Genomic DNA, 26643 nt, shown 5'->3' on the forward strand with positions numbered 1-26643 from the left:
TAATGAACCGGATTATACCCGATTTACCGAGCTGCATGGCAATGCCTGTCTGAAAGCCTTTTCAGACAGGCATTCTGATGGTTTAACCTCCTTATCAATATCCGGTTTCCTATATGAAAACCGCTTTTATTCGCTATAATCGGCTCCACCTCATTTTAGGATTTACTTGTCATGACAACACAAAAACTTTCTGCTGCCGCTGCCGGCTTAATCTGGTTCGGCGCGGCCGTGTCGGTGGTGGAAATCATCACCGGCACACTCTTCGCCCCGTTGGGTTGGGAAAAAGGGCTGGCCGCCATCATACTCGGCCACATTATCGGCGGCGCGCTCTTTTATTTCGCCGGCTTAATCGGTGCGCAAACCGGACGCAGCGCGATGCAGACGGTGCAGCTTTCTTTCGGCGAATGCGGCTCCGTGCTGTTTTCGGGTGCCAACGTATTGCAGCTGGTCGGTTGGACAGCCATTATGATTTTCACCGGCGCGCAGATTACCGCCGCGCTTACCCAACACTTGTGGGGCGGTGTGTCGCAACTTGCTTGGAGCCTGATTATCGGCGGCCTGATTGTAGTGTGGCTGCTGAGCGGCGTGCGGCATTTCAACCGCGTGCAAGTGGTGGTGTTGGGTGCGCTGTTTGTGATTACGCTTTGGCTCAGCACCAAAGTATTCGGCGGCAGCGGCGCACCCGTTCCGGCCGATGCGCAAGCCATGAGCTTCGGGCTGGCGGTTGAACTGGCCGCTGTTATGCCGCTCTCATGGCTGCCTTTAGTTTCGGATTACACGCGCAATGCCGGGTCGCCGAAAAAAGTAACCTTTGCCGCTGCTGCCGCCTATTTGGTAACCAGCTCGTGGATGTACATCCTCGGCTTGGCCGCCGCGCTCTTTACCGGACAATCCGACATCGCCCAAATCCTGCTTTATTCGGGTTTGGGCATCGCGGGCATTCTGATTGTGGTGCTCTCCACCGTAACCACCACTTTTCTCGACGCCTATTCCGCAGGCGTGAGCTACCATGCCATCAGCCGACGCTTTAGTGAAAACGCCGTGGCCATCGCCGTTACCCTGCTCGGCACCGTACTTGCCGCCACCTTGCCGGTTAACCGCTTCGAGCACTTTCTGCTTTTTATCGGCTCCGTGTTCGCACCCATGATTGCCGTGCAGATGGCCGATTATTTCGTGCTCAAACGCCGCACCGCCGCTTCAACCGACTGGATCAGCCTCGCCTTGTGGCTGGCCGGCTTCTGCCTCTACCGCATCTTAATCGAATGGCAAACTCCGCTGGGCAGCACTCTGCCCGTGATGCTGGCCACATTCTTACTCACGCTGGTTGTACGTAAGGCTTTACCGGGAAAAGCGTAAACCACCGGGCAATCCGAATAGAACGAATGCCTGTCTGAAAAGGTTTCAGACAGGCATTTTTTGCCTTTAGGTTTGCAGTTAAACCACAGTAAAAGGAATTATTCGGCCTCATCCTCGCTTATTGCCTGCTCCCCACGCACTTGGTCTGCACGCAGACGCATCAGCTCGGCAATGGCTTGGGTGCGTTTGTAGCAGGTGATGGCGCTGCCGATAACGATGGCCACCAGAGAAACGCCGAGCAGGAAATTGGTTTGGTTGTAATGGCTTTCTACCGCGCCCAAAAGGCAACCCAATGTCAGCACGGCCATGCGGTGCTGCTTGGCCATCGGGCCGAGGAAATCCTGCGGGAAACCCAAGCTGCCGCCAAACACGCGGATGTAGGCGGTTGCCATAGCCAGCAAAGCGCCCAGCCAGCCGAGCCAGCCCTGCCCGATGGCATAGCCCAGCGCCACAATCAAAACGCTGTCGGCCACTCGGTCGGGGAATTCATTGAATATTTCGCCTGTGTCGGTTTTTTTACCGCCTTCAACCGCCACCATGCCGTCGAGCAGGTTACACATCAGCCTGAGCTGGATGAAAATCGCACAGCCCACCAAAGCTGCAGCATGTTGGCTGTAGGCAAGCAAACCGGCGCCGCAAGCGGCAAACACGGCGCTTAAAATGGAAATCTGGTTGGGCGTGGGGGAATCTTTTGCGGCCAGCCATGCTGCAAAGCGAACCATCAATTTGTTACTGCGGGAAGCAATGGGGCGGCGGTTGTCGTGAGTTGTCATATTTGTTTGAAAGAAATGAAGTGAGTAGAAACAGCGTTAAATATTCCCTAAGGATAAACAAGATTTTTGTGTATGCAAAGCGTTAAGTTACGATATGGCGCGTAAAGCGTATAAACGGCTGTACCGGCCTGACCCGCGCGCTGCTTTTTTCAGACAGGCATGTGATATTTCCGCCCCGTCATCCGCCTTGGCCGCTTTGTGACAAACATCTGTTCATTCGGCTATAATCCGCCGTTTTCCACGCGGTTCGAAATCCTCCCGCGATACCAAAACTAGGAACCCAAATGCAAAACGAAAAAGCTCTGGTTGTCTTTTCAGGCGGCCAAGATTCCACTACCTGCCTGATTCAGGCGGTTCAAACCTACGGCCGCGAAAACGTGCAGGCCATCACTTTTCAATACGGCCAACGCCACGCCATCGAGCTGGAACGCGCCCGCCGGATTGCCGAAGATTTAGGCATCGCACAAACCGTGCTTGATTTAAGCCTGATGCAGCAAATCACCCACAACGCTTTAATGGACGACACCGCCGAAATTCAGACGGCCTCAAACGGCATGCCGAATACTTTTGTCGACGGCCGCAATGCGCTGTTTCTGCTCTACGCCGCCATTTACGCCAAAAGCCAAAACATCAAGCACATTATTGTGGGTGTATGCGAAACCGACTTTTCGGGCTATCCCGACTGCCGCGACGTATTCGTGAAATCGATGAACGTAACGCTCAATCTGGCGATGGACTACGCCTTTCAAATCCACACGCCGCTGATGTATCTCACCAAAGCGCAAACATGGGCGTTGGCCGACCGTTTGGGCTGCCTCGACTACATCCGCGAACACACCCACACCTGCTATCACGGCGTGGAAGGCGGCTGCGGCGAATGCCCGAGCTGCGTGCTGCGCGAACGCGGGCTGGCGGAATATCTCGCTTCACGCTGACCGTCTTAAAGGCGTGTCTTCAGAAGGCTTGTGAAAACACGCCCCAGCTTTCCAAAACAAAAAAGGCCGTCTGAAACGGGTTTTATAGTTAAAAAACTTAATTTTAGTAGCATTACCGTCATACTCGGGCTTGACCCGAGTATCTTGAGTTCCGCTAGCTTTAAGAGATACTCGGGTCAAGCCCGAGTATGACGAACGTACTATTTTAAGTTGACCCACTATAGCAAAACCTGCCAAACCCATTTCAGACGGCCCGAACCCCGAACCAAACCCACCATGAAAATCACCAAAATCTTCACATTCGATTCGTCGCACATGCTCGACGGACACGACGGCAAATGCCAAAACCTGCACGGCCACACCTATAAACTCGAAGTCGTAGTTTCAGACGGCCTCATTCAAGGCGGCGCGAAAGACGGCATGGTGATGGACTTTTCCGACCTGAAAACCATCGTCAAACGCACCATTATCGAGCCGTTCGACCACGCCTTTATCTACAACGGCAACAACTCGCGCGAAAGCCAAATCGCCGCCCTGCTCGAAAGCTGGAACATGAAAACCCTGCGGCTCGGTTTCCGCACCACCGCCGAAAACATGACGGTGGAAATGTTCGGCCGTCTGAAAAACGCCGGCCTGCCCGTGAGCCTGATCCGCCTGTGGGAAACGCCCACGTCTTGCGCGGAATACGAAGGGGAATAGCGGCGGAGTTTGTTCGCTTAAAGCCATTCTGTTTATATAACTGGATATTTCCTTAAGTTATCAGTTATATTCGGAACTGTTATTTAATTTTCCAACCGATGATGAAAACCCCGATACCACCCGTTCTGATTATTGATTTGGAAGTTAACCCGCAAACCCGTGAGATTTTTCAGATAGGGGCATTGCGTCCCGACACGGGCAATGAATATGAAAGTGCCAAGTTGCGCGGACAAAAGGCATTGCAGGCTGCCTTTGCCCGGCTGGAAGAAATGGCCGAAGGTGCGGAATATCTGCTGGGACACAACATCATCGGACATGATTTACCCGTTTTGGCGGCAGCTGCCCCGCATTTATCGCTGCACCGTTTACCGGCTATCGATACGCTGCGCCTTTCGCCCTTGGCTTTTCCGCAAAACCCCTACCACCGTTTGATCAAAAACCACAAGCTGATTGCTTCTGCGCTGAATGCGCCTTTGGCGGATTGTTATGCCTGCCTACAATTGTTTAACGATCAGTGCGCCGCTTTCGCCAAGTTGCGCGAAACCGCGCCGCAAGAATTTGCCGTTTACGGGCATTTGTTTGGTGCGTTGCCTTTTTCAGACGGCCACACCGTCCATCTGGCTTCAGGCAAAGTGCAGATGCCGTCTGAACAGTTGAAACAGGCGGTTTTTAAGATGATGACTGACGGGCAGGATTCCGAAAAATCGCTACGGGTGTGTATGACCCGAATGGCACGGTTAAGATCGGAAGATTTGGCTGACACGCGTTTGCATATTCCTCTGGCTTACGCTTTATCGTGGCTGAAGGTATCGGGCGGCAATTCCGTGCTGGCTCCGTGGGTACGCTACCAATTTCCCGAAACCGAACGGCTGATCCGTGAATTGCGCGACCAAGACTGCGGCAATCCGCATTGCCGTTATTGCCGCGACACCTTGAATCCGACGGCGCAACTCATCCGCTATTTCGGCAGCGGCAAAGGCGGCAATATGACTTCTTTTCGCGAAGTCAAAAACATATCCGGCGGACAGGAAGCCATTGTGCTGGCAGGCATGAAAGGCGAACATTTGCTGGCCGTTCTGCCTACGGGAGGCGGAAAGTCGGTTTGTTTCCAATTGCCCGCACTCAACCGTTATTTCCGTAACGGCGGCCTGACGATTGTGGTTTCGCCTTTGCAGTCGCTGATGATGGATCAGGTTTATAACCTGCAACGCCGCGGCATCAGCGGAGTGGCCACGCTCAACGGCATGTTGTCGGTGCCGGAGCGGGCGGATGTGCTCGATAAAATCGCTTTGGGCGATGTGGGCATTTTATTTGTTGCGCCCGAACAGTTCCGCAACACCAGCTTCATCAAAGCCATCGAACACCGCCAAATCAACGGCTGGGTGTTTGACGAAGCACACTGTTTGTCGAAATGGGGGCACGATTTCCGCCCCGACTATCTGTATGCGGCCAAATTTATCAAAAGCAGGCCGTCTGAAATCGGGGCGCCCGCTCCAGTAAGCTGTTTTACCGCCACCGCCAAGCCCGATGTGTTGAATGATATTCTCGGCCATTTCCGCGAAGAGCTGGGTATCGAATTCAAGCAGTTTATCGGCAGCAACGAGCGTAACAACCTGTTTTATGAAGTGCTGGATACGCCGCGCGAAAACAAAAACCAGCGCATCCACGAATTATTAAGCAGAGAATTGAACGGCCAGAGCGGCGGGGCGGTGGTATTTGCCGCCAGCCGCAGGCGTACCGAAGAAATCAGCGGATTTTTAAAAGCACAGCAATGGGCATGTTCGCATTTTCATGCGGGGCTGAAAAGCAATGAAAAAGCGGATATTCAAGAGCAGTTTATCAACGGCGGCTTACGCGTTATTGTGGCTACCAACGCCTTCGGCATGGGTGTGGACAAGCCCGACGTGCGGTTGGTGGTTCACGCCGAAATTCCCGGTTCGCTGGAAAATTATTTGCAGGAAGCAGGCCGTGCGGGGCGCGACCAAGAGGCTGCAAAATGTATTTTGCTGTTTGACCGGCAAGACATCGACACTCAGTTCCGTTTGAATAAATCGTCTCAGCTTGAGAGAAAGGATTTGGCTTTGATTTGGGGCAGGCTCAAATCAACAGGCAAAACGGAAGAGCTTGTAATCAGCAGCGGCGAAATATTGCGTGACGGCAGCGAATACATGAGCTTCGATGCCGACGACGATATGGCTGACACCAAAGTGAAAACCGCCGTGGCTTGGTTGGAACGTGCCGAACTGCTCAACCGCACCGAAAACCGCACCCGTATTTTTCCTGCACGGTCAGGCCGTCTGAATCTTGATCAGGCATTGGATAAAATCAAACGCACCCCTTTGCCGCAACGCAAGCAGGAGCTGTTCGCTACCGTTACGGAAATCATCTACAACGCGCAAGGCGACGAATTAATCAGCACCGACCATTTGGGCAGCCTCACCGGATGCAGCTACCAAGAATTGCAGGGCATATTGCACGAGTTGGAAAAAATCGGCGTGTTAACCAATGATACGCACATCACTGTTAACGTGCGCACCGACACTTCGAGGCCGTCTGAAAAACGCCTGCGCGAGATATTGGCTTGGGAAGAAACCCTGTGGCAGGTATTGCATGAACAGATTCCCGATGCCGATTCGCAAGAATGGCAGAATCTCTCACTAACGGCACTAAGCCGCGAAATCAACCTGAAACATGCCGAAAATCAAGAAAACATTCGTCCCGACACGGCCAAACTGCTGCTGTTTGCGCTCGCCCAAGACAAAGATGCCCTCAAGCACAGCACCGGCAGCTTAGATATCCGTGATTACGGCAACGATATTTTGAAAATCCGCTTCAAAAACAAAAGCGATTCATGGGAAAACGTAGAAGAGCGCGCTGCTTTGCGGCGGCGGATTTGTGCGGCCGTATTGGTTTTTTTAATTGCGAAAACCGGCAATGTGCGCAGCAAAGATGCGATTGCGGAAACCACTTTCGGAGAGCTGGAAAACCTGTTGGCCGACGATTTGGAATTGGCGGCACACATTCCGGCAGACAAACGCGAAACTCTGCTCAATCAGGCCATGCTGTTTATGCACAAGTTAGACGTATTCAAACTCAATCAGGGCATGACCGTATTGCGCCACGCGATGACCATACGCCTGAACCAACATGCCGTGGCAGCCAAAATCAGATACCTGCAACGCGATTATCAGCCTTTACAGGATTTCTACGGCGAAAAATGCTTTCAAGTGCACGTGATGCTGGAGTATGCCAAAAAAGCTTTGGAAAACATCGGCAGTGCGTGGAAACTGGTAAACGATTACTTCCAATCGGAAGAAAAAGAATTCAAAAACAAATGGTTCAAAGGCCGTCTGAAAGAATTGGAAGAGAATGTTTCGAAAGAAACTTTAGAACATATTATCGGCAGCCTGAACGAGCAGCAACGCGCCGTGGTAACCGATAAGGGTACGCAAAACCGCTTGGTCTTGGCCGGCCCCGGTTCGGGCAAAACGCGCGTGATTGTAGCGCGCGTGGCTTATCTGCTTAAAGTCCAACATATCGACCCGGCTGCCATTATCGTTCTTACCTTCAACCGCCATGCCGCTCAGGAAATCAAAAGGCGGCTGTTTGCGCTGGCAGGCAATATTGCGGCGGCAGTAACCGTATTGACCTACGACAGCATGGCCATGCGCCTGCTGGGCGTCCGGTTCGACCCAAAAAACGATAAAAAACCCTCCGAAACAGATTTGGGAGAACAGCTTGAAATCTGGTGCCGACAAGCAGCGGAACTGCTTTCGGGCCATTTGGCTGCCGAATCAGGCGAAGACAGCGGCCGCGACAACATCCTTGCCGGATTCCGCTATATCTTGGTAGACGAATATCAAGACATTACCGAGCGGCACTACAAACTGGTATCGGCTTTAGCGGGCCGCCAGATGGATGAAGACAACAAGCTTACCCTGTTGGCGGTCGGAGACGACGACCAAAACATCTATGCCTTCAACGGCAGCAGTAACGAATATATCCACCGCTTTTGCGAAGATTACGATGTTAAGCAACCCGATTTTCTCACCTTCAATTACCGCAGCAGCCAACACATCATCACCGCCGCCAATCACATTATCTCCGGTCAGGAAGGCCGTCTGAAAGCCCTGCACCCCATTGTGATTAATCCCGAACGGCAATGGCAGCCCAACGGCGGCATATGGGCGGAAAAAGATACCGAACGGCAAGGAAAAGTGCGCGTGATTTCGCTGCCTCAATGCGGCACGCACCAACAGAAAAACAACATTCAGGCACAAGCCGTAGCCGCCGAAATCCTGCGTTTGGCCGCGTTGGGTGCGGATACCGCAGACATGGCCGTACTCGCCCACAGAAACGAAACACTCGAACCCATACAGGCTTGGTGCGAGCAGAACGGCATCCGTTATTTTAAAAAGAACCCGCTGCGTTTAAGCAGGCTGCGCCAGTTCGTCCGCCTGATTGAGGCGCTCGACAAAAAACACCCGGAAAGCGAAAACGAACACTCATTTACCGTGCCGCAGTTCGAACGTTTGCTTGAGCGGCAAAAGGTATGCGCCAAATGGCGGCGGTACTTTCAAGAAATGCTGGAAGATTTCACACAGGAACACGGCCTAAACAAGCCGCAAGCCGAAGTAAACCAAGAAATACGTTATTCTTGCGCATACTTGAAATCATGGCTCTACGAATACGCGGGAGAATCGGACAGCATACGCAGCAAAGGCCTGTATATCGGCACGGTGCATTCTTCCAAAGGCTTGGAATTCAAACACGTTTTCATTTTGGACGGCGATTGGGAAGAACAAAGCCCCGACAAGCAGCGGCTTTTTTATGTCGGCATGACCCGCGCCATTGAAACGCTGACCCTGATTCAACACAGCATCCGCCATGCCTGGATACCGAAATTGCCGCCCGAAGTCGAACATATCAAACAACATTTCGAAACGGATGCTGCTTTGGATACGAAATACAACACTTTGTCTTTAAAACAACTCGACATCGATTTTGCAGGCCGCGACCGGCAACGCCCTGCCAACTTAAACAACATCTGGTGCCGCCTTCAAAAGATTTCCGATTTGGAAAGCGGCGACCCCTTGCAAATTCGGCGCAAAGGAGATTGCTATGAATTTTGGGCAGGAGGAGAAATGGTTGGCCGCACAGCGAAAAATGCCGATATCCCCCCGCTGCCTGCCAACTCAGAAGCCTATGTTGACGATTTTTATGTACGCTACCGCGAACAGGTTGATGAACACTATGCAGCTATGTATCCGGAAAAGCTGCCGAAGTGGACGGTGGTCATTCCCAAAATCATTATCAAGCCTGATGATTCATAACACTTTATTTTTTATAACCATTTCAACTCAAACCATTATTTATGCTACCCATTCACACACAAACGCAAAACCCGCCATACCGCATCGTCGAAATCTTTGAAAGCCTGCAAGGGGAAGGCTATAACACCGGCATGCCCGCCGTATTTATCCGCCTCGGCAAATGCAACCTCGCCTGTTCGTGGTGCGACACCGACTATCTCACATTCAACATGATGAGTTTGCAGGATATTGTAGGCCGTCTGAAAAGCTACACAGCCCGCAACATCATCATTACCGGCGGCGAACCCACCATTCAGCCGCATCTCGACATTCTGCTCGATGCACTGAAAACCGAAGGCTACACGCTCTGCATCGAAACCAACGGCCTCAACCCTGCCCCGCCGCAGATTGATTTTGTCGCCGCCAGCCCCAAAGCCTGCTATGCCGAAAAATACGAAAAGCAGTGCATCGCAACCGCCGATGAAGTACGCATCGTGGCCGACGGCGACGTGCTGGCGTTTTGCGAACGCATGGAGCACAAAATCCGTGCCAAGCATTACTATCTCTCGCCCTGCGAGCAAAACGGCGAAATGAACATTTACGATACCATCCGCCAAATCGGTCTGCTCAACAGCCGCCCCAATGCCACCGTGCATTGGCAATTGAGCGTGCAAACGCATAAATGGGCGGGGATTGAGTAGTAAAGTTGAAGAAGAAAAATAGAGTGAAGAAAAACCCAATGCCTGTCTGAAAAATGGTTTCAGACAGGCATTGGGTTTTATCCGTTGCATCAAAGCGCGTTTAATTGCGGCGGCAAGCTTGGAATGTTCAGCCAAGCCGTAATCTATATTTTATAGTTAATCAACTTAAAAACAGTAAATTCATCATACTCGGGCTTGACCCCAGTATCCCCTAAATTTGCTGAAACTCAAGATACTCGGGTCAAGCCCGAGTATGACGGTATCGTTATTAAACTTAAGTGAATTGACTATAGCGGCAGCTGCGGATAGTTTTCGCATATTTTTCAGACAGGCATTGCATAACACAGATGCCTGTCTGAAACGTTTTTAAAACGCAGAGCCGGGCTGCTTTAGAAATTCGGTTTCTTCAGGCGTGGATGCCCTGCCGAGCACGGCGTTGCGGTGCGGGTAGCGGCCGAAGCGGTCGATAATGGCTTTGTGTCGGATTTCAAAATCAACGGTTACGGGGTCGGTGTAGCGTTGGAACAACGGCAGCGCCTGCTCGTGAATGGCGCGGCTTTCGCTGTGCATCAGCGGCATCAGCATAAATTTGCGCCGTATTTCGGGCAGGTGTTCAAAGCCGCTTTGGCGCAACGCTTCTTGGGCAAGGGCAACGGCCATATTGTCTTGTGCGAAAGCTTGCGGGCTGTTGCGGAAAAGGTTGCGCGAGAATTGGTCGAGAACAATAATTTCTGCCAGCCGCCCTTCGAGCGTGTCGCGCCATGCATCAAGCTCGCTCTGTGCGGCCTGCCGCCAAATCTCTGCAAATTGTGTGCGGATGCTTTGGTCGAAGGCATCGCTTTTTTCAAACCAAAAGGGTTGCGCGGTATCGGAAAACCAAAAATTCAAAATCGTTTGCGGGGTCATAAATGCTTTCAGAAAGGTGATGAAAAAAGCATACTCTAGCAGAATCCGATGCAAAATAGGCAATTATGCCCGCTATATTCAGACAGGCATTGGTTTGGCGGTACATTGATTCTATAATGATGCCTGTCTGAAAATCCGCCTTCCCCTTATCCAATCTACCAATTCAAAAGCCTGTTATGTCCCAATCCTGTTTCCATTGCGGCCTGCCCGTTCCCGAAGATGTCGATTTGCCCATCCGTTATGAAAACCGCACCGAACCTGCCTGCTGCGCGGGTTGTCAGGCGGTGGCGCAGAGCATTATCGATGCAGGTTTGGGAAACTACTACAAACAGCGCACTGCCGATGCGCAGAAAGCAGGCTTACCGCCGCCGGAATTACTCGAGCAGTTAAAGCTTTATGATTTGCCCGAAGTGCAGGCGGAATTTGTGGAGGCCGATTCGGCCAACGGGCGCGAAGCGGTGTTGATGTTGAGCGGCATCACTTGCTCGGCTTGCGTGTGGCTGATCGAGCAGCAGCTTTTGCGGCTGCCCGGCGTGGTGTCGGTGGAATTGAATTACAGCACCCGCCGCGTGCGCGTGAAGTGGGACGAAAGCCGCGTCAAACTTTCGGATATTCTTTTGCGCATTCAGAATTCGGGTTACAGCGCGGCGCCTTACGATGCGCAGAAAGTGGAAGAAGCGGCGGTGGCCGAGCGCAAAAAATCGCTGGCCCGGCTGGCTGTGGCGGGCTTGTGCATGATGCAGACCATGATGTTTGCCGTGCCCACCTATCTTTATAACGATATCGAGCCGCAATATCTGGAAATTCTGCACTGGGGCGCGTTTCTGATGGTGCTGCCGGTGATGCTGTATTCCGCCGTGCCGTTTTATCAGGGCGCGCTGCGTGATGTGAAAAACCGCCGCGCAGGCATGGACACGCCGGTTGCGCTGGCCATATTGCTGGCGTTTGTGGCGGGCGTGTACGCGCTGCTTTCCAATGCGGGTCAGGGCATGTATTTCGAAGGCATCGCCATGTTTGCCTTTTTGCTGCTGCTGGGGCGTTTTATGGAGCAGGCGGCGCGGCGCAAAGCGGGCGACGCAGCCGAGCGGCTGGTTAAGCTGGTGCCGGCCTTTTGCCACAAGCTGCCGGATTATCCGGATGAAAAAGTGCAGGAAGCGGCGGTGGCGCAGCTGCGCTCGGGCGATGTGCTGCTGGTGCGCGCGGGCGAAATGGTGCCGGCTGACGGCACGGTGCTGTCGGGCGAAAGTGAAGCCGACGAAGCCATGCTCACAGGTGAAAGCCTGCCGGTTGCCAAGCGCGCCGGCGATAAGGTTACGGCGGGTACGCTCAATATTACCGGCCCGTTGGTTGTGCGTGCCGACGAAGTGGGCGGGCAAACCCGTTTGGCACACATCGTGAAACTGCTCGACCGCGCTCTGTCGCAAAAGCCGCGCTTGGCCGAGGCGGCCGACAAATATGCCTCGGGTTTTGTGTCCGGCATGTTGCTGCTGGCCGCGCCCGTGTTTGCCGGCTGGTGGTATTTCACCGATGCCTATCAGGCTTTGTGGATAACCGTGTCGCTGCTGGTGATTACCTGCCCGTGCGCACTTTCGCTGGCCACGCCTACCGCGCTTGCCGTCTCCACCGGCAAGCTGGCAGGCAAAGGCGTGCTGATTGCGCGCGGACATGCTTTGGAAGCATTGGCGGCGGCTACCGATGTGGTGTTCGACAAAACGGGTACGCTCACCGAAGGCAAACTGTGGGTAACGCAAACCCTGCTGCTGGGCAGCGAACATGCAGTTCAGGCCGCGCAGGCATTGGAAAGCCAGTCCGAACACCCGATTGCGCGCGCCATTATGGCGCTGCCCGTGGAAAAAGCGGCGGATATAAGCGTTGAACAGCGGGTCAACCGCGTGGGGCACGGCGTAAGCGCCATGCTCACCATCAACGGCAAACGGCAAATCTGGGCCATCGGCAGGCCGGAATTTGTGGCAGAGATCGCCGGCGATATTCCACCGCAATGCGGCGACTCAAAACACGAAGGCAGCGTGATTGCTTTGGGCAACCGGCAAGGCTTTAGCGCGTTGTTTTTCTTGAAAGACCAAGTGAAAGCAAGCGTGCCGGAAATGTTGGCCGCGCTCAAAAAACGCGGGTTAACGCCGCATATTCTGAGCGGCGATCGCCGAAATGCCGTGAACGCGCTGGCTGCGCAATTGGGCATTGAATCAGCCTGCGCCGAAGCCGCGCCGGAAGACAAGCTGGCTTATGTGGAAAACTTGCAGCGGCAGGGGAAGAAAGTGCTGATGGTGGGCGACGGCATCAACGACGCGCCCGTGCTGGCGGCGGCGGATGTGTCCGTGGCCGTGGCGGGCGGTGCCGATGTGGCGCGGGACGGTGCCGACGTGGTGTTGTTAAACGAAGACATGGCCGTGTTGCCCGAAATGCTGGAGCAGGCAGCGCGCACCCAAGCCAACATCCGGCAAAACCTGATTTGGGCAAGCCTGTATAACATTATCGCCGTGCCGCTTGCCGCCGCCGGCTATGTAACGCCGTGGGTCGCCGCGCTGGGTATGAGCAGCAGCTCTTTATTGGTGCTGATGAATGCACTGAGGCTGGGCAGGAAATAAGCCGCTTCGTGGCGGGCGAATTGAGTAATGCCTGTCTGAAAAGTTTGACGGTCGGCAAACTTTTCAGACAGGCATTGTATCCTTGCAAGGCTATAGTTAATCAACACATTTTTAATACAAGGCAGCAAGCCGCAGACAGTACAGATAGTACGGGACTGATTGTGTTGCTGCTTCAGCAGCTTACAAAATCGTTCTCTTTGAGCTAAGGCGCAGCAACGCCGTAGTAAAATTTAAGTTGATTAACTATATACAAAAACAATGGCTTATCCGCCGCTTTTCTTCCATTCCAGCGCCAAATCATAAAGCGCTTTTTTACTTTTGCCCGTAATCTTCGCCGCCAATTCCGCCGCTTGTTTGGTCGGCAATTCGGCGGCCAGCACCTTCATCACATGTTGCGCGTCTTCCGGCAGCGTTTCACTGCGTTGCACGGCCTGCGGCTGCAACACCAGCACCATCTCGCCGCGGCTCTGATTGCTGTCGGCTTGCAGCATGGCGCGCACTTCTTCCACCGTGCCACTCAAAAAAGTTTCAAAAGTTTTGGAAATTTCCCGCGCCAGCATGATGGTGCGTTCGGGAAAATATTCGGCCATCTCGTTGAGCGCCGCTTCGATGCGGTGCGGCGTTTCAAACATCACCACCGGATAATCCGCCGTTTGCCAACGCTCGAATAATTTTTTGCGCTCGCCCGATTTGTGCGGCAGAAAGCCGTGAAAATAAAAATCGGGCTGCGTAACGCCCGCCACGCTCAAAGCCGCCATCACGGCGCTCGGTCCCGCCACAGGCACCACTTTATACCCGACCTCTCGGACCAGCGCGGCAAGCTTGGCGCCCGGATCGCACACGGCGGGCGTACCCGCGTCGGAAACCTGCGCCACGCTCTGCCCCGCCGCCAACGCTTGGATGATTTTGTCGGCCATTTGGCGCTCGTTGTGCTCCCGCACGCTCACCAGCCTGCCCTGTATGCCGTAAGCGCCCAGCAGCTGCACCGTTACCCGCGTATCTTCCGCGCAGATAATGTCCGCGTTGGCCAACACCGCCAGCGCGCGCAGCGTGATGTCGCCCAAATTGCCGATAGGCGTGGCAACCACGTATAATGTCTGCTTCTCAACACTTTCGCAGGCTTTTTGGTAATGTTTCTGCATCATATCGGAATGCCTGTCTGAAAAACTAAAACCACATTATACGGGCGAATCGGATTATGCGCTTAAACCACACATCAGGCGCGGCGGGCGAAGATGCGGCGCTGGCGTTTTTAGAAAGCCGCGGCTGCACATTGGTCGAACGGAACTGGCATTGCCCCTTCGGCGAGATTGATTTAATCGTCAAACACGGTAAGATGTTGCTTTTCGTAGAAGTCAAATACCGCAAAAGCAGCAGCTTCGGCGGCGCGGCACACAGCATCACCCCGGCCAAGCTGGCCAAGCTCACCCGCAGCGCCGAGCATTATCTGCAAACCCGCAAAGCAGGCAGGCTACCCTGCCGCCTCGATGCGGTATTGATTCAGGGCAGCGACGCGCCCGTATGGATTCAAAACATCACAGGTTAAACCCATGACAACATTGCAAGAGCGCGTAGCCGCGCATTTCGAAGAAAGTATCCAAGTCAAACAGCAGGCAGCCGAAGTGCTGGCCGAACCCACCGCCGAAGCCGCCGTGCTGATGATGAACTGCCTGATGAACGACGGCAAAATCCTCGCCTGCGGCAACGGCGGTTCGGCTGCCGATGCCCAACATTTCGCCGCCGAAATGACCGGCCGTTTTGAAAAAGAGCGCATGGAGCTGGCCGCCGTGGCGCTCACCACCGACACATCCGCCCTCACCGCCATCGGCAACGATTACGGCTTCGACCATATTTTCAGCAAACAGGTGCGCGCATTGGGCCGCGCAGGCGACGTGTTGATCGGCATTTCCACTTCCGGCAACTCCGGCAACGTAATCGAAGCCATCAAAGCCGCCCACGAGCGCGACATGCACGTTATCGCCTTTACAGGCCGCGACGGCGGCAAAATCGCCGGCATGCTGAAAGACAGCGACGTGCTGCTCAACGTGCCCCATCCGCGCACCGCCCGCATTCAGGAAACCCATATTCTGCTGATACACGCTCTGTGCGACTCTATCGACACCATGCTGCTCGAAGGCATGTAAATGCCTGTCTGAAAGCTTTTGGCAACCGATTATCGGCAAAAACGTGCCAAACCGGCGATAAACCGTTAAAATATTTTTCTTTTTTCAATACCGGCCGCCAAAGGCCGGATTGCCGCATTAAGGAATACAGCATGAACAAAACCTTAAAAACCCTATTGCTGGCCGCAACCGTATCCGCCGGCCTGAGCGGTTGTGCCGCAGCCTTGCTCGGCGGTGCCGCCGTCGGCACGCAATCCGGCCTCGACCGCCGCAGTACCGGCGCCCAAGCCGACGACCAAGTGATGGAGCTGCGCATCCACAATACCGCCATTTCCTATCTGAAAAACAATAATCAAACCACCGGCTACACGCCGCGCCTCTCCGTGGTGAGCTACAACCGCCACGTTCTCCTGCTCGGCCAGGTTTCCACCGAACAGGAAAAACAGTTCGTCGAACAAATCGCGCGCTCCGAGCAGGCCGTGCAAGCCGTTTACAACTACATCGACGTAGCCTCGCCGCAACGCACGTTTAACGACGTAGGCATCGACACATGGAGTACCACCAAAGTGCGCACCACCCTGCTCGGCATTCAAGGCGTGTATCCCGGCCGCGTCAAAATCGTTACCTACAACGGCATAACCTATGTAATGGGCATCCTCACGCCTGAAGAGCAAGCCGCGGTAACCCAAAAAGTGAGCACCACCGCCGGCGTGCAAAAAGTGATAACCCTCTATCAAACCTACACCCAGCAATAATGCCCGCCTGAACCGCTTCAGACAGGCATACCGCGCCGCCGCACCACGCGGCGGCCAAGCTATACACATCTGAGAAAAATAATGAGCGACACCCAATCCGGTTTCAAATTAACGCCCCGCAAACTGTTATTTATCGCACTGGCCATTGTGGCATTGATCGTATTTGCCTTGGTGGGTTACACCTTTTCCGTCGTAACCACTAAAGAACAAATCAAGCGCACCGACCAAACCGGCACCGGCGCCGAACAGCCCCAAGTAGAGCTGTTGTCGCCCAACGGAGGCAAATCCACGGTCATCAGCGTTCAAAGTGCTTCGCAGGCTCCTAAAGAGAGCGATGAAGAAGGTAAAGACAAAGAGCCGAAAGACGGCGAAAACCAGCCTGAACACGATCAAGAAAGCAGCCGGGAAGAGCCGCCTGCCGAAGAAACAAGCAACAATCCTCCGCCTGCGCCACGCGCCGCTCCCAAACCGCAAGCCGCTCCCAAACGGAATACCCAGTCTGCTGCCGAGAGCGCCGAGCACAACACTCTAAAAGAAACACCGGTAGAACCCATCCGCCGTTCCCGCGAACCGGTACACAACACAGAGCAGCCCGGCCGCAGCCACCGCAACGAACGCCCGGCTCCCGCCCCGCAGCGCGAAGTGATGGATAACTTGTTCTAAACCGTGCAGCAAGATACACAAATGTCTGTCTGAAAAATTTTCAGACAGGCATTTATCGTGTTAGACCATTCACCGTCATACTCGGACTTGGCCGGAATATGACGGGTTTCTGTTTCCAAATCAATTACACACCCATCAAAGGAATCAAAATAGGCACGAATATCGCCGTGAGCACGCCGTTAAAAATCAGACCCAAGCTTGCGTAAGCCGCATATTTCTTGCTGCGTTCCATTGAAATCGCAATGCCCATCGCATGTGAAGCCGAACCCATCGACATCCCTTGCGACATCGGCTTGGTTACGGTGCTGGCACTCATCATGCGGTAGCCTGCCATTTGCCCGAGCATCCCCGCCACAATCACCATTGCCGCCGTAATGGCGGGAATACCGCCTATGGTTTTAGTGATTTCAATCGCAATCGGATTCGTTACCGACTTGGCCGCCAGGCTCAGCGTTACCTCCCTGTCGGCACCCATCAGTTTGGCGATATACACGGCGCTCACGATGCCCGTGATGCTGCCCGCCCCCTGGGAAATCACTATCGGCAGCCATTGCTTGCGGATTTTTTCCCAGTTGTTATAAAGCGGCACAGCCAGCCCCACCACAGCCGGTTTCAACCAGAAATCAATAAACTCGGCCGCTTCGTGATAGGTGGAATAATCGATATTCAGCGCGGTTAAGTAAAGAATAATCGCGGTTGTGCTCAACAACACCGGATTAAACAGCACATTCCCCGTGCGCGTGCGCAGAATATTGGCCACCCAATAAGCGGTAACGGTAAGCCAGAGCAGCACCATGGGATGTTTGAACACGTTTATCGGTTCCATCATTTTCTCCGCAAAAGCTCATGGGTTTTACCCGTAACAAACATCACCGCAAACGTGCTGATGACCGTGGCGGTAACAATCGGCACAAAATCGCGCGCCACCAAATCCAGATAGCTCATCACAGCCACACAAGGCGGCACCAGAAACAGCGCAAGGTTTGCCATCATGGTGTCGACCATATTCTGAAGCTGCGAAGGTTTTACCCACTTCAGCTGCAAAGCCGCAAAAAGCAAGCCCATGCCCACAATGCTGCCCGGAAACTTCAAACCTGTTAAATAAACAACGGCTTCCCCTACTGCGAGAAAGCCGAAAATAATGCTGAGCGATAAAATCATGATGTACCCTTCGTTTGTATTTTTCTTATATTCGTTTTTGGCCGGTTTTGATGAAGTAATAAACAACAACGATCCAATTACACTATACTACAAACAATGCCTGTCTGAAACCGCTTTCAGACAGGCATCATAAACATTTTAACAATCTTTATTTTTTATAAGGGTTCTCCAGTCCCTCCATCAGCCGAACCAGATATTCCCTGAGCTGCGCCTCGCCGCAGCCCATCAAAAGCCCGTCCTCAAACGCATCTTGGGCAAGCTGGAAAAGCTCGGTCATGTTTTCATTCATCACCTTGATTTTTTCGGTACAGGAAACAATGCTTCCGTCATCACCATACCATTTAGGAATCTGCGGCATAGCCATAGCGCACTCCTTAATTCAAGAAACGCGAAGGATCGTTTTTCTTAACGCGCCTCGCCGTAACATAACGCTTGCTCCAATATTTATTGCTCAAACTGGTTACTTCGATTCTTTTTCCCGTGCGTGGCGCGTGGATAAAACGGTCGTTACCGATATACAGACCCACATGCGAAATGCGGCGGCCCGACGTGTTGAAAAACACCATATCGCCCGGCTGCAAAGCACTTCTGCTCACCTGCGCCCCCACTCTTGCCTGCTCCGCCGAAGTTCGCGGCAGGTTAACCTGCATACTCTTGCGGAAAATATATTGCATAAAACCGCTGCAATCAAAGCCGGTTGACGCACTGGTTCCGCCGAAACGGTAAGCCACGCCCAACAGGCTCATGGCGCTGCCGATCAGCTGGTCGGCCTCATTTTGGCTGATGGCCTGACCCGCCGGCATCTGCTCGCCAAAATTAATCCCCCCGGCCTGGAAACGGATAAACTGCTCCAAATCATCTGCCTGAGCCTGCGGCGCCAGCCACAACGCTGCCGAAGCCAGCAGAGCCGCACCCAATTGCTTTAGAAATCTCATGAACACATTCCATTAATATTAAAGGCTTTTGCAGCAATATTCTCTCATCAGCCGACACCTGAGGCCGATAAAAACATTGTTGTAAAAAGCTTTATTCGTTATCCTAAAGCTTGCCGACGGAATATTAAGGATTCATATCCATACACGCCCACTCGGAAGAAAGCCATAAAGATACCTCAAAAACCATGATGATACCAACTTTACTCGCCATACGCGATTTTTCCCGCCTGCGCGAAATCATCGCCATCCTGACCAAATACGGCCTGGGAGAGTTTGTCCAGCGTATCAAATTATCCGGCAAAACACTTACCGAGGAAGACGCCCCACCCGAAAACCGCTACCGCTATATCAACACGCCGCGCCGTTTCAGACTGGCATTTGAAGAATTGGGACCCACTTTTATCAAACTCGGGCAAATTCTTTCCACTCGGGTAGACATTTTCAATGCCGAATGGATTGAAGAATTCGAGCAGCTGCAAAATAACGTTCCCCCCATCCCCACCACCGATATCCACGCCCTTATCGAATCGCATTTGGGCAGGCCGATCGGCGAAGTGTTCCAAAGCATCGATCCCGTGCCCATCGGCAGCGCATCCATCGCCCAAGTACACAAAGCCGTTTTACTCAACGGAGAAACCGTAGCCGTTAAAATCAAACGGCCCGGCATTGAAAAAATCATCAACGCCGATTTGCGCATCCTCACCCATCTGGCCGAGCTGATCGAATCGGAAATCCCCGAAACACGCCGCTACCGCCCTTTGCAAATGGTGCAGTATTTTGCGCGCAGCTTGGCCAAAGAAACCGATTTATCGGTCGAGTTGCGCTATATGCAGCGGTTTGAAAATGCCTTCAGCCAACACCGCTATGTGCACATTCCCAAAGTGTACCGCGACATTTCCAACCGCCAGATTCTGGCGCAAGAATTCATGCAGGGCACGCTGCTGCTGCACACCGACCTCGAAAGCCTGTCTGCCGAAACGCGCGTTCTGATGGCGCAGCGCATCACCGACACCTTGTTTACCATGATACTGAAACAAGGCTTTTTCCATGCCGACCCGCATCCGGGCAACATCTTCATCAACGAAACCGGCACAATCGGCTTCATCGATTTCGGCTTGGTCGGCCACCTTTCCGCCACGCGGCGCCGCGAAATTATCGAACTCATCAACGCCCTGATTCAGCGCGACCAATTTTCCATGCAATATGTATTGAGCAATTGGGCGCAGGGCGAGCTGCCTGACGAAAACCTGCTGGGCGCCGACGTGTTGGAAATGCTGCTCAACTACGAACACACCGCCATCCGCGATTTGCGCATCAGCCAAGTAATCAACGACATCACCCAAATCATGCGCGGACACGAGCTTACCCTGCCGGGCGATTTGGTGATGCTGTTTAAAACCCTGATTACGCTCGAAGGCGTCGTCAAGCGTCTGGACGGCGGCGCCGAGCTGCTCGAGCGCGCCAAACCCATCGTTACCGAAGTAATGAAAGACCGCTTCTCTTCCGAGCACATTCTGCGCAAAGGCCGCATGCACAGCCAAATGCTGGTTCAGGCGGTCGACGAACTGCCCCAAAACATCATCCGCCTCAGCCGCCGCATCCAAAAAGGCCAATTCAACATCAATTTGGACATCAAACGCATCGACCAGCTCAACCACCAGCTCGACCGCACCGCCAACCGCCTGACTATGGGCATCGTTACGGCCGCGCTGATTATCGGCTCCTCAATTGTGATGAGCATAGACACCGGCCCCAAATTTATCGGCTTTATCGGCTATTTACTCGCCTTAATCAACAGCTTATGGATTATCTGGTCGATTTGGCGCTCCGGCAAACACTGAATGCCTGTCTGAAAACCCCATCTATTTGCCTGCAACGGCAAGCCTGTTTTCTTTCACTAAATATCTTTTTCAGACAGGCATTCCTGCCTTTTGCCGGCAAAATCAGTTAAATTTAACAAACCGTCTTGAAATATCACACAAGATACTCTATTTACTGTTAAAATCCGAATCTTAATCCACTCACACAATAAAGGTATGCACCATGAATCATGATGTTTACAACTATACCGACACCGCAGGCGGCGTCAGCCAGAATACCGTTTTACGCAAAACCTACAGCCTGCTGGGTCTTTCTTTCATCCCGGCTGCCATCGGCGCCGTTGTCAGCACCAAAGTGGGCTTCAACGTTTTCGCCATGTTCGGCAGCCCTTGGATTGCTTTGGCTATTTTCTTCGCATTCGTATACGGCATGTGCTTCCTCATTGAGAAAAACCGTTACAGCAACACAGGCGTAACCTTGCTGATGGTGTTCACATTCGGCATGGGCGTGCTGATTTCCCCGCTGCTGCAACGCACCCTCGGCTATTCCAACGGCGCCGAATTAATCGGCATCGCCGCCGCCATGACCGCCGGCGTGTTCCTCACTATGGCCGCATTGGCCCGCCGCGCCAATGTCAACACCAGCTCACTGGGCCGCTTCCTGACGGTCGGCGCCGTGGTATTGCTCATCGGCATGGTAGCCAGCTGGTTCCTGCAAATTCCGGCTTTAAGCTTAACCGTTTCCGCCGGCTTCGCCATTTTCAGCTCGCTGATGATTATGTGGCAGGTTCGCACCATTATCGAAGGCGGTGAAAACAGCCACATCAGCGCTACGCTGACCATCTTTATCTCTATCTACAACATTTTCAGCAGCCTGCTGAACATTTTGGGCGTATTCAGCGGCGAAGATTAATATCCGGCCGCAGCCATAACAAATGCCTGTCTGAATTTCAGACAGGCATTGCTTTATCCGGCGGATGTATTTGTGCGGCTAGGCAGAAGCCAAGCCGGCCAATTCCTTGTCAACGTGGAACAAACCGTTGCCGTTGTCGCCGATCAGGTTGATTTTATCCAAAATAGATTTAAACAGACGCTCTTCCTCATGCTGTTCAGCCACATACCATTGAAGGAAATTAAACGAAGAAAAATCTTTTTCAGCAAGCGTTTGCTCCACCAGCACGTTGATTTTCTCCGTAATGCTTTTTTCGTGTCTATACACCTCTTCAAATACTTCTTTCAAACCTGTATAGCCTGATTTCGGCGCCGCTACCGCCCCGATTTCCGCCAAAGCACCGGTTTCGTTCAAATAGTCGAACAAGCGGTACATATGCTGCATTTCCTCGGCCGCATGCGCTTTCAAAAACTTAGCCGCACCTTCAAAACCATTGTTGTCCGCCCAAGCCGACATTTGCAGGTACACATTGGCCGAATAAAGCTCCAGATTTAACTGTTCGTTTAAACGTTTGATTATATTTGCAGATAGCACAATTTCTCTCCTTGTAATGAAAATATCCAAATAGATGATTGCCTACGGCAATCCCAACCAGCATATCACATTCAAAAACACAAGTTAAATAAAAACCGCTATCATTAACTTATCTTCTCAAGCTGTAAAAGGCATCGTCAGGAAAATCCCGCCCGCCCATACACTTTGACAATTGCGGCCAATCCGTCTATGCTGCCCACCTCAATTGACCTGTAAGTAGTAAAACCATGACCCAACCCACCAGCCGCGCCGTGTATGCGGGCAGCTTCGACCCGCCCACCAACGGCCATCTCTGGATGATACGGCAGGCGCAAACCATGTTTGACGAGCTGATCATCGCCATCGGCATCAACCCCGATAAAAAAAGCACCTACACCATCGCCGAACGCTACGCCATGCTGGAGGCGATTACCCAAGAATTCCCCAATGTGCGCATTTATTCGTTTGAAAACCGTTTTTTGGTGGACTATGCACACGACGTGGATGCCAAATTCATTGTGCGCGGCATCCGCACCGCCTCCGATTACGAATACGAACGCACCATCCGCTATATCAATTCCGACCTCCAGCCCGACATCCTCACCATCTTCCTGATGCCGCCGCGCGAATTCGCCGAAGTGTCTTCTACAATGGTCAAAGGCATGGTCGGCCCCAGCGGCTGGCGCCAGATGATACGCCGCTACGTTCCCGATGCGGTGTATGAAAAAATACTGGCCGATAACGAAGGCCGCTGAAAACCATAATGCCTGTCTGAAAACTTTTTCAGACAGGCATTTCAGCATAAACCGGCTGCACCCTAGTGAATCAGCTTGAAAACAGTACGCTTGCCATACTCGGGCTTGACCCGAGTATGACGATTAAGTGGATTGATTATATATCTTTGTGCGCCCGGTTCCACACGATTTCCGGCGTCAGATTATTCAAACAATCCGTATGCCCCAGCGGGCATTCACGCTTGAAACAAGGCGAGCATGACAGATTCAGGCTGACCACCTCGGCTTTCCCGCTCAAAGGCGGCGTATGGTCGGGGCTTGAAGAACCGTATATCGCCAGCAGTTTGCGCCCCAAAGCGGCGGCAAGGTGCATCAACCCGCTGTCGTTGCAAATCACCGTATCGGCGCAGGCCAATAAATTCATCGCTTCCGACAAGCTGGTTTTGCCGCACAAATTGGCGCAGATGCCGCCACACAAAGCATTGATTTCTTCGCCGATATCGAAATCTTTTTGCGACCCGAAAATCCAGATTTGCCAACCATCTTCCGCATAACGGCGCGCCAGCTCGGCAAAATGCTTGGGCGGCCAGCGCTTGGCCGGGCCGTATTCGGCGCCCGGGCAGAACGCGAGTACGGGCTTTTCCGTGTTCAAACCGTGCGCGGCCAGTGCGGCTTGCTGGCTTTGCGGATTAACGGTGAATTGCGGGTTATCGGAATGGCCGTTAAACGCTTCCTGCGTGGGGTAAGCCAGCGCGGTATAGCGGTCGACCATTAGCGGCAAGCGTGCTTTATTAAGCTTGCGGATGTCGTTAAGCAGCAAATAGCGCGATTCGCCCACATAGCCGGTGCGCTGGCGGATGCCGGTTGCCGCGGCAATCAGCGCAGATTTCAGCGAACCGGGCAGCACAATCACTTGGTCATACCCCTTTTTGCCCAATTCACGCCCGACTTGCCAGCGTTTTTTCAATTCCAGTTCACCATGGCCGAACGGATTTTCAATGATGCGGCTCACTTCGGGCATGCGCTCGAACACCGCCATCGACCATTTCGGCGCAAACACGTCTATCACGGAATTGGGATAAAGCTTGAGCAGGCGGCGGAACAGCGGCTGCGTCATCACGCAATCGCCAATCCAACTCGGGGAAATAATGAGGATTTTCTTAGACATTTTCGTCATCTGATGGCCGATGCCTGTCTGAAACCTAAGCAGACGGCTTTCAGACAGGCATGGTTTGAATCATTTAATTAATGATGGCCTTTGATTTCACCGTCGAGCCGGTAAACCGTACCGCAGTAAGGGCATTCTACGGTGCCGTTCGACTCAATCGGCAGAAACACGCGCGGATGGCCGTTCCAAGTTTCGTTTTTGGGGCCGGAGCAATGCAGCGGCAAATCATGCGGGGTAATCACAACAGGTTCGCGGGTTTCGCTCATGATTGGTTCCTTATTCAGCTTATCAAGTTGGTTTTATGGCGGTTATTGTACGACATAAGTATGCAGTTGTGTATGTTGGCAGCAAGGTGCCCGCATAGGATTTTTTTCCGGCCTGACTGCCATTAAAATTCGTATCGCAGCCTTAAATCGTTTAAACTAGCGGCAAAATGCGTCAACCTGCTCCGGAGCGAATAATGAAATTTATTTCCTTGGTTTTTAAAATTCTGATTCTTATCGTATTTTTGATTCTTGCTGTCAACAACCTGCAAAAAGTGCCGTTTTTCTACCTGCCCGCGCAACAGATTGATCTGCCGCTGATTGCCCTGTTGTTCGGCTTTTTCGTGATCGGAGCGGTGTTCGGCGTATTGGCCATGTTCGGCCGCCTGCTTACCCTGCGCAGCGAAAACGGCCGCCTGCGCCGCGAAGTGGAAAAAACCGCCCGCATAAGCTCGCAAGACTTATACGCACCCGCCCCCCTGCCCCACAATCCCGCACCTGTTGCCGAAACCCATAAAAAAGAAGCGGAAACCAAATGATGGAAACCGAAACTTGGATTTGGCTGGTGCCGATTATTCTTTTGCCGGTATTTTTCGCAATGGGCTGGTTTGCCGCACGGATAGACATGAAAACCGTTTTGCGGCATGCCAAAAGCGTGCCCGCCGGATTTTACAAAAGCCTGGACGCGCTGGTTGACCGCAACACCGGACAGGCCGCCCGCAACTTGGCCGAAGTGGTGGATTTGCGCCCTGCCGACTCCTACGACCTCAGCCTCACCTTAGGCAAACTTTACCGCCTGCGCGGCGAAAACGACAAAGCCATCGCCATGCACAAAGCTTTGTTGGATTCGCCCGACACCGTAGGCGAAAAACGCGAGTGCGTGCTGTTCGAACTGGGCCAAGACTACCAAAACGCCGGCTTGGTTGACCGCGCCGAACAGATTTTTCTGGAATTGCAGCAAAGCAACATGGCCAAACAGGCACACGAAAAACTGCTCAATATCTACCAGCAAGACCGCGATTGGGAAAAAGCCATTGCCATGGCCAAGCTGCTCAATCACGACGAGCTGACCTACCAATTTGAAATTTCGCAGTTTTATTGCGAAATGGCACAGGCGGCTTTGTTTAAGTCCGATTTCGACGCCGCCCGCCAACATGCCCAAGCCGCTTTGGCAGCCAATTCCAAATGCACCCGCGCCAATATGATTTTAGGCGACATCGAGCTCAAACGCGGCAACTACCGCGCCGCATTGGATGCTTATGCCGCCATCGAAAAGCAAAACCATGCCTACCTGAGCATGGTGGGCGAACGGATTTACGACGCCTACGACGCACTGGGCAAACCTGAAGAAGGTCTGCACGTATTGGTAAGCTACGCCGAAGCGTTCCCGCAAATCGATTTAATCAATGTCATTTATGAAAAATCTCTGCTGCTCAAAGGCGAGAAAGCCGCCAATGAAACCGCAGTGGAAATCGTACGCCGCAAGCCGGATTTAAACGGGGTCTACCGCCTGCTCGGCCTGCAAATCAGCGACATGAACCCCACTTGGAAAAGCGATGCCGATATGGTGCGCAGCGTTATCGGCCGCCAGTTGCAGAAAAACTGGATGTACCGCTGCCGCCACTGCCATTTCAAATCGCAAGCCTTTTTCTGGCATTGCCCCGCCTGCAACAAATGGGAAACGTTCACGCCGAACAAAATTGAAGTCTGATACCTTTCAGACAGGCATTGCTCTTACGATGCCTGTCTGAAAGCCAACCACAGCGCCGATTACCATGCTTGACTTAAACCCGCAATCCTACGATTCACCCGAACAATTCATCTACACATTGGCCGACCGTTATTTCGCCTATCTCGAAACCCACGGCGAAACCGCCGCCGACCGGCTTACCGACGAGCAGCACGCCTTGATGGCCTATGTTTATCTCGACAGCCAAGTGCAGGAAGGCGGCTTTGTGCAGCTTATCGCTTCGGGCTATGGCGAATATGTGTTGCTCAACCCGCTTGCCGACAGCCTGCGCCGCTGGAAAATCAAACCCACCCCGAAAATCCTAGACCAAGCCAAAGCCCTTTATCTGAAACACGGCGGGGAAATTGAGCGCTTAAGTTCGGAAGGCGCCGGGCCGGACAGCTTGCGGGCACAGTTTCCCGAATTTGAAGAGTTGGATGCCGATTACTACGACTGCGCCGAAGCCGATATGGCCGCAGCGGCCGAATACATTGCCCGTCACACAGCCAAATTCAGCGCCTTACCATAATGCCTGTCTG

Annotated in this window: 26 protein-coding genes; 16 read left to right on the forward strand and 10 right to left on the reverse strand. The window is 53.0% G+C overall.

Features of this window, described 5'->3' with window-relative positions; translation table 11 throughout:
- The first annotated feature begins 171 nt into the window (after positions 1-171).
- A complete protein-coding gene (gene cytX / locus EL143_RS11625) occupies positions 172-1356 on the forward strand; it encodes a putative hydroxymethylpyrimidine transporter CytX (RefSeq protein WP_085416252.1) in 1185 nt (394 codons plus the stop codon).
- 98 nt (positions 1357-1454) lie between these two features.
- Here cytX and EL143_RS11630 read toward each other — a convergent pair whose 3' ends face one another.
- Entirely contained in the window at positions 1455-2129 is a 675-nt protein-coding gene (locus EL143_RS11630) for a CDP-alcohol phosphatidyltransferase family protein (protein ID WP_085416253.1), read from the reverse strand.
- Positions 2130-2413: 284 nt separating this feature from the next.
- On the opposite strand from EL143_RS11630, the gene queC reads away from it, so the two are divergent.
- From queC to EL143_RS11650, 4 genes are all read left to right on the forward strand, one after another.
- Positions 2414-3064, forward strand: coding sequence for a 7-cyano-7-deazaguanine synthase QueC (gene queC / locus EL143_RS11635; protein ID WP_085416254.1), 651 nt, complete (start codon positions 2414-2416; stop codon positions 3062-3064).
- A 276-nt stretch (positions 3065-3340) separates the two neighbouring features.
- Positions 3341-3763 carry a 6-carboxytetrahydropterin synthase QueD gene (gene queD, locus EL143_RS11640; protein WP_085416255.1) on the forward strand — a complete coding sequence of 141 codons (423 nt, stop codon included), beginning with the start codon at positions 3341-3343 and terminating at the stop codon, positions 3761-3763.
- A 98-nt stretch (positions 3764-3861) separates the two neighbouring features.
- Positions 3862-9096 carry a RecQ family ATP-dependent DNA helicase gene (locus EL143_RS11645; protein ID WP_308021758.1) on the forward strand — a complete coding sequence of 1745 codons (5235 nt, stop codon included), beginning with the start codon at positions 3862-3864 and terminating at the stop codon, positions 9094-9096.
- A gap of 41 nt (positions 9097-9137) precedes the next feature.
- Positions 9138-9776 carry a 7-carboxy-7-deazaguanine synthase QueE gene (locus tag EL143_RS11650; protein WP_085416256.1) on the forward strand — a complete coding sequence of 213 codons (639 nt, stop codon included), beginning with the start codon at positions 9138-9140 and terminating at the stop codon, positions 9774-9776.
- A gap of 366 nt (positions 9777-10142) precedes the next feature.
- On the opposite strand, the gene EL143_RS11655 is transcribed toward EL143_RS11650, so the two are convergent.
- Positions 10143-10682, reverse strand: coding sequence for a DUF924 family protein (locus EL143_RS11655; protein ID WP_085416257.1), 540 nt, complete (start codon positions 10680-10682; stop codon positions 10143-10145).
- A gap of 176 nt (positions 10683-10858) precedes the next feature.
- On the opposite strand from EL143_RS11655, the gene EL143_RS11660 reads away from it, so the two are divergent.
- On the forward strand, positions 10859-13288 hold the full coding sequence (locus EL143_RS11660) for a heavy metal translocating P-type ATPase (RefSeq protein WP_085416258.1): 2430 nt from the start codon (positions 10859-10861) through the stop codon (positions 13286-13288).
- A 263-nt stretch (positions 13289-13551) separates the two neighbouring features.
- Here EL143_RS11660 and rsmI read toward each other — a convergent pair whose 3' ends face one another.
- Positions 13552-14433 (reverse strand): 16S rRNA (cytidine(1402)-2'-O)-methyltransferase, encoded by an 882-nt coding sequence (gene rsmI, locus EL143_RS11665; RefSeq protein ID WP_085416260.1) that lies wholly within the window; start codon positions 14431-14433, stop codon positions 13552-13554.
- Positions 14434-14486: 53 nt separating this feature from the next.
- On the opposite strand from rsmI, the gene EL143_RS11670 reads away from it, so the two are divergent.
- The 4 genes from EL143_RS11670 to EL143_RS11685 all read left to right on the forward strand — a co-directional run bounded on the left by EL143_RS11670 (position 14487) and on the right by EL143_RS11685 (position 16829).
- Positions 14487-14834 (forward strand): YraN family protein, encoded by a 348-nt coding sequence (locus tag EL143_RS11670; protein ID WP_009117275.1) that lies wholly within the window; start codon positions 14487-14489, stop codon positions 14832-14834.
- 4 nt (positions 14835-14838) lie between these two features.
- Complete coding sequence (locus tag EL143_RS11675; RefSeq protein ID WP_009117276.1) at positions 14839-15432, forward strand: phosphoheptose isomerase; 594 nt, start codon at positions 14839-14841, stop codon at positions 15430-15432.
- 131 nt (positions 15433-15563) lie between these two features.
- Positions 15564-16166, forward strand: coding sequence for a BON domain-containing protein (locus EL143_RS11680; protein WP_085416261.1), 603 nt, complete (start codon positions 15564-15566; stop codon positions 16164-16166).
- Between the two features lie 81 nt (positions 16167-16247).
- A complete protein-coding gene (locus EL143_RS11685; protein WP_085416262.1) occupies positions 16248-16829 on the forward strand; it encodes a hypothetical protein in 582 nt (193 codons plus the stop codon).
- A 124-nt stretch (positions 16830-16953) separates the two neighbouring features.
- On the opposite strand, the gene EL143_RS11690 is transcribed toward EL143_RS11685, so the two are convergent.
- The 4 genes from EL143_RS11690 to EL143_RS11705 form a co-directional block, all read right to left on the reverse strand.
- Entirely contained in the window at positions 16954-17658 is a 705-nt protein-coding gene (locus EL143_RS11690; RefSeq protein WP_126326791.1) for an LrgB family protein, read from the reverse strand.
- Positions 17655-17990: a CidA/LrgA family protein gene (locus EL143_RS11695; protein WP_085416282.1), complete on the reverse strand. Its 336-nt coding sequence runs from the start codon at positions 17988-17990 to the stop codon at positions 17655-17657. Before EL143_RS11695 ends, EL143_RS11690 begins: the two co-directional genes overlap by 4 nt.
- Before the next feature lie 148 nt (positions 17991-18138).
- Positions 18139-18354 (reverse strand): hypothetical protein, encoded by a 216-nt coding sequence (locus EL143_RS11700; RefSeq protein WP_085416263.1) that lies wholly within the window; start codon positions 18352-18354, stop codon positions 18139-18141.
- Between the two features lie 10 nt (positions 18355-18364).
- The gene (locus tag EL143_RS11705) at positions 18365-18925 is read right to left on the reverse strand and encodes a C40 family peptidase (RefSeq protein ID WP_085416264.1); all 561 of its coding nucleotides are present in this window, start codon (positions 18923-18925) and stop codon (positions 18365-18367) included.
- Between the two features lie 185 nt (positions 18926-19110).
- On the opposite strand from EL143_RS11705, the gene EL143_RS11710 reads away from it, so the two are divergent.
- Both EL143_RS11710 and EL143_RS11715 read left to right on the forward strand, forming a co-directional pair.
- The gene (locus tag EL143_RS11710; protein WP_085416265.1) at positions 19111-20766 is read left to right on the forward strand and encodes an ABC1 kinase family protein; all 1656 of its coding nucleotides are present in this window, start codon (positions 19111-19113) and stop codon (positions 20764-20766) included.
- A 202-nt stretch (positions 20767-20968) separates the two neighbouring features.
- The gene (locus tag EL143_RS11715; RefSeq protein WP_085416266.1) at positions 20969-21658 is read left to right on the forward strand and encodes a Bax inhibitor-1/YccA family protein; all 690 of its coding nucleotides are present in this window, start codon (positions 20969-20971) and stop codon (positions 21656-21658) included.
- A gap of 78 nt (positions 21659-21736) precedes the next feature.
- Here the strand turns inward: EL143_RS11715 and ftnA are convergent, their stop codons facing one another.
- Positions 21737-22231 (reverse strand): non-heme ferritin, encoded by a 495-nt coding sequence (gene ftnA, locus EL143_RS11720; protein WP_085416267.1) that lies wholly within the window; start codon positions 22229-22231, stop codon positions 21737-21739.
- 227 nt (positions 22232-22458) lie between these two features.
- On the opposite strand from ftnA, the gene coaD reads away from it, so the two are divergent.
- Positions 22459-22965, forward strand: a complete 507-nt coding sequence (coaD, locus tag EL143_RS11725) for a pantetheine-phosphate adenylyltransferase (protein WP_085416268.1) — start codon at positions 22459-22461, stop codon at positions 22963-22965.
- 136 nt (positions 22966-23101) lie between these two features.
- On the opposite strand, the gene waaF is transcribed toward coaD, so the two are convergent.
- Complete coding sequence (gene waaF / locus EL143_RS11730) at positions 23102-24112, reverse strand: lipopolysaccharide heptosyltransferase II (RefSeq protein ID WP_085416284.1); 1011 nt, start codon at positions 24110-24112, stop codon at positions 23102-23104.
- Between the two features lie 77 nt (positions 24113-24189).
- Entirely contained in the window at positions 24190-24378 is a 189-nt protein-coding gene (locus EL143_RS11735; RefSeq protein WP_009116093.1) for a zinc-finger domain-containing protein, read from the reverse strand.
- Between the two features lie 194 nt (positions 24379-24572).
- On the opposite strand from EL143_RS11735, the gene EL143_RS11740 reads away from it, so the two are divergent.
- From EL143_RS11740 to EL143_RS11750, 3 genes are all read left to right on the forward strand, one after another.
- Positions 24573-24914, forward strand: coding sequence for a LapA family protein (locus EL143_RS11740; RefSeq protein WP_085416269.1), 342 nt, complete (start codon positions 24573-24575; stop codon positions 24912-24914).
- Positions 24914-26086: a lipopolysaccharide assembly protein LapB gene (gene lapB / locus EL143_RS11745; RefSeq protein WP_085416285.1), complete on the forward strand. Its 1173-nt coding sequence runs from the start codon at positions 24914-24916 to the stop codon at positions 26084-26086. The genes EL143_RS11740 and lapB overlap by 1 nt, the downstream gene beginning before the upstream one ends.
- A 64-nt stretch (positions 26087-26150) precedes the next feature.
- Entirely contained in the window at positions 26151-26633 is a 483-nt protein-coding gene (locus EL143_RS11750; RefSeq protein ID WP_085416270.1) for a DMP19 family protein, read from the forward strand.
- Positions 26634-26643 lie beyond the last annotated feature (10 nt).

Origin of the sequence: Neisseria canis (genome assembly GCF_900636765.1) — a bacterium.
In the GTDB taxonomy this organism is placed as follows: domain Bacteria; phylum Pseudomonadota; class Gammaproteobacteria; order Burkholderiales; family Neisseriaceae; genus Neisseria; species Neisseria canis.

Bases quoted from the DNA above. Each gene is read 5' to 3' on its own strand.
- cytX (WP_085416252.1), top strand. From the start codon at position 172: ATGACAACACAAAAACTTTCTGCTGCCGCTGCCGGCTTAATCTGGTTC.
- EL143_RS11630 (WP_085416253.1), bottom strand. From the start codon at position 2,129: ATGACAACTCACGACAACCGCCGCCCCATTGCTTCCCGCAGTAACAAA.
- queC (WP_085416254.1), top strand. From the start codon at position 2,414: ATGCAAAACGAAAAAGCTCTGGTTGTCTTTTCAGGCGGCCAAGATTCC.
- queD (WP_085416255.1), top strand. From the start codon at position 3,341: ATGAAAATCACCAAAATCTTCACATTCGATTCGTCGCACATGCTCGAC.
- EL143_RS11645 (WP_308021758.1), top strand. From the start codon at position 3,862: ATGATGAAAACCCCGATACCACCCGTTCTGATTATTGATTTGGAAGTT.
- EL143_RS11650 (WP_085416256.1), top strand. From the start codon at position 9,138: ATGCTACCCATTCACACACAAACGCAAAACCCGCCATACCGCATCGTC.
- EL143_RS11655 (WP_085416257.1), bottom strand. From the start codon at position 10,682: ATGACCCCGCAAACGATTTTGAATTTTTGGTTTTCCGATACCGCGCAA.
- EL143_RS11660 (WP_085416258.1), top strand. From the start codon at position 10,859: ATGTCCCAATCCTGTTTCCATTGCGGCCTGCCCGTTCCCGAAGATGTC.
- rsmI (WP_085416260.1), bottom strand. From the start codon at position 14,433: ATGATGCAGAAACATTACCAAAAAGCCTGCGAAAGTGTTGAGAAGCAG.
- EL143_RS11670 (WP_009117275.1), top strand. From the start codon at position 14,487: ATGCGCTTAAACCACACATCAGGCGCGGCGGGCGAAGATGCGGCGCTG.
- EL143_RS11675 (WP_009117276.1), top strand. From the start codon at position 14,839: ATGACAACATTGCAAGAGCGCGTAGCCGCGCATTTCGAAGAAAGTATC.
- EL143_RS11680 (WP_085416261.1), top strand. From the start codon at position 15,564: ATGAACAAAACCTTAAAAACCCTATTGCTGGCCGCAACCGTATCCGCC.
- EL143_RS11685 (WP_085416262.1), top strand. From the start codon at position 16,248: ATGAGCGACACCCAATCCGGTTTCAAATTAACGCCCCGCAAACTGTTA.
- EL143_RS11690 (WP_126326791.1), bottom strand. From the start codon at position 17,658: ATGATGGAACCGATAAACGTGTTCAAACATCCCATGGTGCTGCTCTGG.
- EL143_RS11695 (WP_085416282.1), bottom strand. From the start codon at position 17,990: ATGATTTTATCGCTCAGCATTATTTTCGGCTTTCTCGCAGTAGGGGAA.
- EL143_RS11700 (WP_085416263.1), bottom strand. From the start codon at position 18,354: ATGGCTATGCCGCAGATTCCTAAATGGTATGGTGATGACGGAAGCATT.
- EL143_RS11705 (WP_085416264.1), bottom strand. From the start codon at position 18,925: ATGAGATTTCTAAAGCAATTGGGTGCGGCTCTGCTGGCTTCGGCAGCG.
- EL143_RS11710 (WP_085416265.1), top strand. From the start codon at position 19,111: ATGATGATACCAACTTTACTCGCCATACGCGATTTTTCCCGCCTGCGC.
- EL143_RS11715 (WP_085416266.1), top strand. From the start codon at position 20,969: ATGAATCATGATGTTTACAACTATACCGACACCGCAGGCGGCGTCAGC.
- coaD (WP_085416268.1), top strand. From the start codon at position 22,459: ATGACCCAACCCACCAGCCGCGCCGTGTATGCGGGCAGCTTCGACCCG.
- waaF (WP_085416284.1), bottom strand. From the start codon at position 24,112: ATGTCTAAGAAAATCCTCATTATTTCCCCGAGTTGGATTGGCGATTGC.
- EL143_RS11735 (WP_009116093.1), bottom strand. From the start codon at position 24,378: ATGAGCGAAACCCGCGAACCTGTTGTGATTACCCCGCATGATTTGCCG.
- EL143_RS11740 (WP_085416269.1), top strand. From the start codon at position 24,573: ATGAAATTTATTTCCTTGGTTTTTAAAATTCTGATTCTTATCGTATTT.
- lapB (WP_085416285.1), top strand. From the start codon at position 24,914: ATGGAAACCGAAACTTGGATTTGGCTGGTGCCGATTATTCTTTTGCCG.
- EL143_RS11750 (WP_085416270.1), top strand. From the start codon at position 26,151: ATGCTTGACTTAAACCCGCAATCCTACGATTCACCCGAACAATTCATC.